6 protein-coding genes and 1 pseudogene are annotated in these 8,743 nt (G+C 69.2%); 2 read left to right on the top strand and 5 right to left on the bottom strand.

The features are described 5' to 3' along the window. Window positions 1–3,042 (top strand): annotated as a pseudogene (locus FUT87_RS12190) (Ig-like domain-containing protein); the annotation flags it as partial. Here the strand turns inward: FUT87_RS12190 and FUT87_RS12195 are convergent. Then, window positions 3,039–4,172 carry an alpha-hydroxy acid oxidase gene (locus FUT87_RS12195; RefSeq protein WP_147241185.1) on the bottom strand — a complete coding sequence of 378 codons (1,134 nt, stop codon included), beginning with the start codon at window positions 4,170–4,172 and terminating at the stop codon, window positions 3,039–3,041. The pseudogene FUT87_RS12190 and the gene FUT87_RS12195 overlap by 4 nt on opposite strands. 110 nt (window positions 4,173–4,282) lie before the next feature. Next, complete coding sequence (locus FUT87_RS12200) at window positions 4,283–5,182, bottom strand: LysR family transcriptional regulator (protein ID WP_147241186.1); 900 nt, start codon at window positions 5,180–5,182, stop codon at window positions 4,283–4,285. A gap of 140 nt (window positions 5,183–5,322) precedes the next feature. Between FUT87_RS12200 and FUT87_RS12205 the strand changes: the two genes are divergently transcribed. Beyond that, window positions 5,323–5,730, top strand: coding sequence for a YbaN family protein (locus FUT87_RS12205; protein WP_255511788.1), 408 nt, complete (start codon window positions 5,323–5,325; stop codon window positions 5,728–5,730). Here FUT87_RS12205 and dinB read toward each other — a convergent pair whose 3' ends face one another. From dinB to argH, 3 genes are all read right to left on the bottom strand, one after another. After that, window positions 5,731–6,975 carry a DNA polymerase IV gene (gene dinB / locus FUT87_RS12210; RefSeq protein WP_091732456.1) on the bottom strand — a complete coding sequence of 415 codons (1,245 nt, stop codon included), beginning with the start codon at window positions 6,973–6,975 and terminating at the stop codon, window positions 5,731–5,733. A 72-nt stretch (window positions 6,976–7,047) separates the two neighbouring features. Continuing rightward, window positions 7,048–7,539: a hemerythrin domain-containing protein gene (locus tag FUT87_RS12215; protein WP_147241188.1), complete on the bottom strand. Its 492-nt coding sequence runs from the start codon at window positions 7,537–7,539 to the stop codon at window positions 7,048–7,050. 3 nt (window positions 7,540–7,542) lie between these two features. Beyond that, window positions 7,543–8,743, bottom strand: a 1,201-nt coding sequence (gene argH / locus FUT87_RS12220) for an argininosuccinate lyase (RefSeq protein WP_147241189.1), incomplete at its 5' end; no start/stop codon positions are given.

The following is an 8,743-nucleotide window of genomic DNA, read 5'->3' on the forward strand; positions in this document are numbered from 1 at the left end:
GGTTCGATCAACAACACCGGCTCGGTCACGGTCTCCGGCATCGAGAGCAACGGCAAGTGGGAGTTCTCCACCGATGGCGGTCAGACGTGGCGGCCGGGCACGGGTGGCGCGATCTCCGGCGCTGAACTGAACGAAGGCGACAACACGGTCACCGTCAAGCAGACGGACGCCGCAGGAAACGTCGCCACCGCCACCATCACGGTGGTGAAGGACACCCTGATCGACAAGCCGATCGTTGGGACGAGCACCGGCACCGGTTCGATCAACAACACCGGCTCGGTCACGGTCTCCGGCATCGAGAACAACGGCAAGTGGGAGTTCTCCACCGATGGCGGTCAGACGTGGAAGCCGGCCACGGGCAACGCGATCTCCGGCGTGGAGCTGAAGGAAGGCGACAACACGGTCACCGTCAAGCAGACGGACGCCGCAGGAAACGTCGCCACCGCCACCATCACGGTGGTGAAGGACACCCTGATCGACAAGCCGATCGTTGGGACAAGCACCGGCACGGGTTCGATCAACAACACGGGCTCGGTCACGGTCTCCGGCATCGAGAACAACGGCAAGTGGGAGTTCTCCACCGATGGCGGTCAGACGTGGAAGCCGGGCACGGGCAACGCGATCTACGGCGCAGAACTGAACGAAGGCGACAACACAGTCATCGTCAAGCAGACCGATGCCGCGGGCAACGAAGCCATCAACGCGATCACGGTGAGCAAGGACCTCAAGGTCGATGAGCCCACCGTGACCACCAGCACGGGCGGCGCGATCAACGACGCTGGCTGGGTGAACGTGGGGCAGATCGAAAGCGGCGCGACCTGGGCCTACAGCCTGGACAACGGAAAGACCTGGACCGAAGGCACGGAGCCGAAGATCCCGGGCAGCGTGCTGAGCGAGGGTGACAACACCCTCATCATTCGGCAGACGGACCTGGCGGGCAACAGCGCGTCGTCGACGGTGCTCGTCGTGAAGGACCTTGTCGCCGCCGCACCCACGCTGTCGCTCGCGACCGATTCCGGGGCCGTCGGCGACGGGCTCACCAACAGTGGCGTCCTCACCGTGAGCGGCATCGAGTCGGGTGCCCGCTGGGAATACAGCATCGACGGTGCCGATTGGCAGGAAGGCAGCGGACGGAGCATCGCGGATCCCGGCTACGCCAACGCCTCGCACACGGTCCGCGTGCGCCAGACCGACCTGGCCGGAAACACGAGCGCCACGGCATCTCTCACGTTCACCATCGACAAGCTCGCGCCATCTGTGCCGGTCGTTTCGCTGGAGTTAGACAGCGGGGAGCCTGGCGACCTGTACACCAGCGCGAGCACCTTGCTCTTGTCCGGCCTGGAGGTCGGCGGGGCGGTTTTCATCGAAACGGAGGGGAAGCGGTGGTCGAGCCATGACCTCGCGTCCTCGTCAATAAGCTATTGGCTGCCCGCGTTCTCTTCGGATGGTCCCAAGTCGGTGCTCATCAGACAGGCGGATAAGGCAGGCAATCAATCCACCACGCGGTCGTTCTTCTTCACACTGGACACCAAGGCGCCCGATCCCGTCGCGCTGTCGCTCGCGACCGATTCCGGCGCCGTCGGCGACAGGCTCACCAACAGCGGCGTCCTCGACGTGAGTGGCATCGAGGCGGGTGCCCGCTGGGAATACAGCATCGACGGGGCCAATTGGCAGGAAGGCACCGGACGGACCATCGCGGATCCCGGCTACGCCAATGCCACGCACACGGTACGCGTGCGTCAGACCGACATCGCGGGCAACCAGAGCGCCGAATCCACCTTCACCTTCACCATCGACAAGGCCGCTCCGGTCACGCCTCAGGTCTCGCTGCGCTACGACGGCGGCAGCGCGGGCAACCCGCTCACCAGCAGTCCGGATCTGAAGCTGTCCGGCCTGGAAGTCGGCAGCAAGATCCACGTGTTCAAGGAGGGACAGTGGTACGTCTTTGAGGCCCACGCCGACACCGGCTTCTTCCACCTGCCGGGATTCGCTTCGGACGGCCCCAAGACCGTCCTCGTCAAGCAGGTCGACGCGGCCGGCAATGAATCGGCGACGGCGAGCTTCGACTTCACGCTCGACACCAAGGCGCCGGACGCGGTCGACCTCTCTCTGGTGAACGACACCGGCGTGGCCGGTGACGGCCGGACCAGCGACGCCACCATCAAGCTCTCGGGGCTGGAGAGCGACGCCACCTGGAAGTACAGCCTGGACGGCGGCATCACCTGGACGACGGGCGCGGGCCAGGTCATCGCCGGCAGCGCGCTGAACGAGGGCGCGAACATGGTGACGGTCGCGCAGATCGATCGCGCTGGCAACCAGGGCGCCTCCAGCTCGATCACGGTCCACAAGGACACGCTCGTCGTGGCCCCGGCGATCAAGATGCCCGCGGCGGGGTCGAGGGCCGAGTTCGATGCCTCGGAAGAGGGCTTCGCTTATGTCGTGTCTGCCTCTGCGGCCGACACTTCGTCCATGGCCGCGCTGGATGCGCTTCCGCCCGACCAGTGCCATCGCGTTGATGTCGCCGCCGGTGGCCGCGTCGAGCTGTCGGCCCTGTCAGGTCTTCCCGATGGCTACTACCGCGTGGTCTTCAGCGACAAGGCCGGCAACCTGGCCGCGGCGACGACGGCAGGCGGCATGAAGCACGTGCAGGTGCAAGGCGGGGAGATCCTGTCCACGCAGGTGGTCATGGGAACGTCCGGGAATGACGTGTTGACCGCGCCGAACGGGGGCGGAGCCATGATCTCCGGCGATGGGTTCGACACCTTTGTCTTTTCCTCGGGCATCAAGGGCGTGTTCGACGTGGATCTCCACGCCATAGACACCCTCGATCTGAGGTCCCTGGGATTGGACAAGGATCGATTCTTCCTTGAGCGCGAGCAACGTTTCCAGCGCGGCACCCATCAGGGGAAGGCGGCCATCCTGATCGATTGGGAAGCGACCGGGGACTTCACGAACCCCGACGTCGTGCTGGTCAGTGCGACGGCTTCCAACCCGTCCGTCCTGTACGACGACAACGGCACCGGGCGCATGTTCCCGTTCTAACGCAGGATGCTCCGATCCACGCCGCGCAGCTCGCGGTGGCCGCAGAAGGCCATCGTCAGGTCCAGCTCGCGGTGGATGATCTCCAGCGCCTTCGTCACGCCGGAACGGCCCATCGCGCCCAGGCCAAACAGGAACGCGCGGCCGATGTAGGTGCCGCGCGCCCCCAGCGCCCAGGCCTTGAGCACGTCCTGCCCCGAGCGGATGCCACCGTCCATGTGGACCTCGATGCGGTCGCCGACGGCGTCCACGATGCGGGGCAGGGCGCGGATGCTGGACTCCGCGCCATCGAGCTGCCGGCCGCCGTGGTTGCTGACGATCAGCGCATCGGCGCCGGTGGCGGCGGCGAGCTTCGCGTCCTCCTCGTCGATGATGCCCTTGAGGATCAGCTTGCCGCCCCAGCGCTCGCGGATCCACTGCACGTCGTCCCAGCTCAGCTGCGGATCGAATTGCTTGGCCGTCCACTCGGACAGCGAGCCCATGTCCCCCACGCCCTTCACATGCCCCACGATGTTGCCGAACTGGCGCCGCGGCGTGCCCAGCATGCCCAGGCACCAGCGCGGCTTGGTCGCCATGTTGATCAGGTTGGGCAGCGTCAGCTTGGGCGGGGCGGACAGGCCGTTCTTCAGGTCCTTGTGCCGCTGGCCCAGGATCTGCAGGTCCAGCGTCAGCACCAGCGCCTCGCACTTCGCGGCCTTGGCGCGGTCGATGAGGCTGTTGATGAAGCCACGATCGCGCATCACGTAGAGCTGGAACCAGAACGGCGCCGTCGTGTTCGCCGCCACGTCCTCGATCGAGCAGATGCTCATCGTCGACAGCGTGAACGGCACGCCGAAAGCCTCGGCCGCCTGGGCGGCGAGGATCTCGCCATCCGCATGCTGCATGCCGGTCAGCCCGGTCGGCGCGATCGCCACCGGCATCGCGACCGGGCGGCCGATCATCGTCGCGGCGGTGCTGCGGCCTTCCATGTTGACCGCGACACGCTGGCGCAGCTTGATCGACTGGAAGTCCGATTCATTGGCGCGATAGGTGCTCTCGGTCCAGGAGCCGGAGTCCGCGTAGTCGTAGAACATCCGCGGGACGCGCTGCTGCGCGAGCACGCGCAGGTCTTCGATGCAGGTGATGACGCTCATGCGCTGGATGCTAGGCGAGCCACCGCTGGCCCGGCCGGAAAGTTTGGACGCGCACGCCGGAAGATCGTTCCGGATCGGTCAGGGACTTCCCTCACCCTTAGGCGTCACCCTCAGGCGTGATTGGCCTCGGCGCTCAGCGCCTCGCAATGCCGGACCAGCCAGCGCGAGAACACACGGGCCGCCTCGCCGTCGCCATGGCGCACCAGGCCATAGGGCATGGCGGCCGGCACGGCCAGGTCGAACAGCCGCTTGAGCGCGCCGCTGCGCAGCGCGGTGGCGGCCAGGCTGGGGCGGCCCAGCACGACGCCCTGGCCGCAGGCGGCCGCTTCCAGCGTCAATCCCAGGTCCACGAAGCGCGTGCCCTGCGCGGGCTCCGGCCAATCGAGCCCCGCGGCGCGCAGCCAGGGCTGCCACGGCTGCAGCGGCGTGCGCAGCAGTGGGGCGGAGGCCAGGTCCGCCGGCGTCTCGATCGCGCCGAGCCGCGCGAGCAGCGCCGGCGCCGCCATCGGCGTGACGATGTCGTCCAGCACGACCTCGCCGCCCGCGGGCACGGTGCCGGCGAAGATCTCGACCTCCGCGGGCGGCGCGGGTTGATCCAGGAAGGGCGTCGACAGCAGCAGCTCGAGCTCGACATCGGGATGCGCGGCCGCGAAGCCGGGCAGCGCCGGCACCAGCACCTGCCGCGCGAAGGTCGGCGGGCTGCTGACGCTCAGGCGCGTGACGCGTGGCCGCTCGCGCTGGTGCAGCGGCACGGCCGCCAGCAGCGCGAGCGCGGTGCGCACCTGCGCCAGGTATTCCTTGCCCGCCGCCGTCAGGCGCAAGGGCTGGCGCGTCATCAAGGGCAGGCCCAGGCGCTCCTCCAGCGTCGCGATGCGCTTGCCGACGGCGCTGGCGCTGACGTGCAGGGTCTCGGCGGCGCGCTCCAGGCTGCCCAGGCGCGCGGCGGCCTCGAAGGCCAACAGGCCGTCGAGGGAGGGCAGGCGCGGGGAGTCGCTGGGGGCATCGCTCATGGCGGCGACTGTAGCCGCCGGAGGTCCCGCCTCGCCAGCGGACTTGAGCGGCCGCCGCACCGGCCGCCACGCGTCGCCGCTACAGTCGCGCGATGTCCCAAGCCGTCGATCCCGAGCGCCCGACCGAGGTTCCTGCAGCCGTGGATGCTGTCGTCGCCGATGACGCGACGAGCAGCGCGCTCAAGGAGGCCGCGTTGTGGCGGCGCCTGCCCTGGCTGGTCGGCGGCGCGCTGAGCCTGCTGCTCGGCGTGATCGGCATCTTCCTGCCGCTGCTGCCCACCACGCCGTTCGTGCTGCTGGCCGCGTTCTGCTTCGCGCGGGGCTCGGCGCGCTGCGAGGCCTGGCTGCTCGCTCATCCACGCTTCGGGCCGATGGTCGTCCAGTGGCGCGCGCGTCGCGCCGTGCCGCTGCGGGCCAAGCAGTTGGCCTGGGGAATGATGGCCCTGAGCTCGGCGATCTCCTGGGCAGTCATGCCGGTGCTGCCCTGGCTGCCGGCGGTGTGCTGCCTCGCGGTCGGGATCTGGCTCTGGCGCCTGCCCACCGCCTGATCAGCCGAACAGGTTGAGGTTCTCCGGCCGCGGTCGCGGATCCTCCGGCTTGCTGGCGGCGCCGGCGCGACCGCGCCGGGCCGGCTCGATCTCCCCGGGGCGGCTCAGCTTGCCCACGCGCACGCCCAGCAGGCGCAGCCGCTGGCTCAGGTCCACCCGCTTGAGGCACAGCCCCGCCGCATGCCGGATGGCCGCGGCGTCCTGCACCGGCTGGTCCAGCGTCAGGTCGCGCGTCACCGTGCGGAAGCCCTCGAAGCGCAGCTTGATGCCGATGGTGCGGCCCAGGTAGCCCTTGCGCTGCAGGTCCGAGGCCAGTTGCTCGCACAGCGCCGTGAAGATGCGCGACAGCTCGGGCCGGTCGCGACGCGCGTGCAGGTCGCGCTCGAAGGTGGTCTCGCGGCTGATGGAGACCGGCTCGCTGTGCGTGACCACCGGCCGGTCGTCCAGGCCCCAGGCCGCCTGGTGCAGCCAGGCGCTGTAGCCGGGGCCGAAATGCTGTTGCAGCAGCTCCAGCGGCGCGGCCGCGAGTTCCCCGATCGTGTGCAGGCCCAGCGCCTCGAGCTTCTCGCCGGCCTTGGGGCCGATGCCGTTGATCCGTCGCGCCGGCAGCGGCCAGATCCGCGTCGGCAGATCGGCCATCGTCACCAGCGTCAGCCCGTCGGGCTTGTCCAGCTCCGACGCGATCTTGGACAGCAGCTTGTTGGGCGTCACGCCAATCGAGCAGGTCAACCCGGTGGCGCTCTGCACCGAGTTCTTGATCTCCCGCGCCACCGCCCGCACGCCGCCCAGCGGATCGTGGCCGACCGGCTCGCGCGCGCCTGGCACGTCGGTCAGGTCGATGTAGATCTCGTCGATGCCGCGGTCCTCGATGACCGGCGCGATCTCGCGCACCGCCGCCTTGAACAGCCGCGAGTAATGGCGATACGAATCGAAGTCGGCCGGCAGCAGGATCGCCTGCGGGGCGCGCAGCGCCGCCTTCATCAGTCCCATCGCCGAGAACACGCCCAGCGCGCGCGCCGCGTAGGTCGAGGTCGTCACGACGCCGCGGCCGGTGTAGTCGGCCAGCTTGAAGAACTCGCGCGTGCCGTCGGGGCGTTCCTGCGGCGTGTGGGCGCGCCGTCCGCCGACCACCACCGGCAGCCCCTTGAGCTCCGGATAACGCAGCAGCTCCACGGACGCGTAGAACGCGTCCATGTCCAGGTGGGCGATCAGGCGATCGGGCAGGGCGGGCGTCGGCTCGGCCATGCGGCGGATTGTGGCGGCGCCGGCTGACAGGCGCTGTCAGCAGGGCCGGAGCCGCCCTTCAGCCAGGGCGGTTCAGTGGCCGCAGGACGTCGAGCCGCAAGCCGAGACCGCGTCCGTCGCTTCGGCCGCGGGGCGGATCGGATCGCGGCATTCGCCGGTCTTCGGGTCGAAGCCGCGCTGCTGCATCGTGTAGACCAGCGCCGCGTCCATCATCTCCGCATGACCGGGGAACCACTGCGAGAGCTCGGTGCGCACGATGCCCAGCGGCTCGCGATCGCCGAGGTCCTCGGCATAACGCACCACCTCGCGCATCACGTTCAGCACCATCGCGTGCTGGCTGCTGTGGCAGTTCTCCGGCTCGAAGCCGGTGGCCGCCATCCAGCGCTCCTCCATCGCGAAGTGCTCCTCGGTGTGCGCCAGCAGCGCCTTGAACGCGGGCAGCGCGTCTTCGCCGCCATCGAGCGCTTCGCCATAGCGATTCAGCAGCTCGACGAATTCCTCGTGCGTGTGGTCGAGCTCCGGCTGGTTGAGCACCAGCTCGTCGGTCCAGGCCAGCGTGCTCATCGCTCAGCCCTTCGCGGCGACGGCCGCGCCCAGGCGCTCGCGATGACGCGCCACCTGTGCGCGGACCTGCGCCGGCGCGGTGCCGCCGAGGATGTTGCGCGCGTTCAGGGAGCCCTGCAGCGACAGCACCTCGTAGACGTCCTGGCCGATGCGGGCGTCGAACTGCCGCAGCGCGTCCAGCGGCAGCGCCGACAGGTCGATGCCCTGCGCCTGCGCCGTCTTGACCGCGTGCGCCACGATCTCGTGGGCGTCGCGGAAGGCCAGGCCTTTCTTGACCAGGTAGTCCGCCAGGTCGGTCGCCGTCGCGTAGCCCTTGAGGGCCGCGCGTTCCATCGCCTCGGGCTTGACCGTCAGGCCGGCCATCATCTCCGCGAAGATCCGCAGCGTGTCGCTGAGCGTGTCGACGGTGTCGAACAGCGGCTCCTTGTCTTCCTGGTTGTCCTTGTTGTAGGCCAGCGGCTGGCCCTTCATCAGCGTGATCAGGCCCATCAGGTGGCCCACCACGCGGCCGCTCTTGCCGCGCGCCAGCTCGGGCACGTCGGGGTTCTTCTTCTGCGGCATGATGCTCGACCCGGTGCAGAAGCGGTCCGGCAGCGCGATGAAGCCGAAGGCCTGGCTCATCCACAGGATCAGCTCCTCCGACAGGCGCGAGATGTGCACCATGATCAGCGCGGCGGCGGCGCTGAATTCGATCGCGAAGTCGCGGTCGCTGACGGCGTCCAGGCTGTTCTGCGCGACGCCCTCCATGCCCAGCGTGCGCGCGACGCGCTCGCGGTCCAGCGGGTAGCTGGTGCCGGCCAGCGCGGCGGCGCCCAGCGGCAGGCGGTTCACGCGCTTGCGCGCGTCGATGAGACGCTCCGCGTCGCGCGCGAACATCTCGACGTAGGCCAGCAGGTGATGCCCGAAGGCCACCGGCTGCGCCACCTGCAGGTGGGTGAAGCCGGGCAGGATCACGTCGGCATGGCGCTCGGCCTGCTCGACCAGCACCCGCTGCAGCTCGCCCAGCAGGCCCACCAGCGTGTCGATCTCGCCGCGCAGCCACAGCCGCACGTCGGTGGCGACCTGGTCGTTGCGGCTGCGGCCGGTGTGCAGCCGCTTGCCGGCCAGCCCGACCAGCTCGGTCAGGCGGGCCTCGATGTTCAGGTGCACGTCCTCGAGGTCCAGCTTCCATTCGAAGCGGCCGGACGCGATCTCCTCGCGGATC

Source organism: Mitsuaria sp. TWR114 (assembly GCF_007997345.1).

Excerpts from the sequence above, each read along its gene's own strand:
- FUT87_RS12195 (WP_147241185.1), bottom strand. The coding sequence starts at position 4,172 with ATGAGCGTCATCACCTGCATCGAAGACCTGCGCGTGCTCGCGCAGCAG.
- FUT87_RS12200 (WP_147241186.1), bottom strand. The coding sequence starts at position 5,182 with ATGAGCGATGCCCCCAGCGACTCCCCGCGCCTGCCCTCCCTCGACGGC.
- dinB (WP_091732456.1), bottom strand. The coding sequence starts at position 6,975 with ATGGCCGAGCCGACGCCCGCCCTGCCCGATCGCCTGATCGCCCACCTG.
- FUT87_RS12215 (WP_147241188.1), bottom strand. The coding sequence starts at position 7,539 with ATGAGCACGCTGGCCTGGACCGACGAGCTGGTGCTCAACCAGCCGGAG.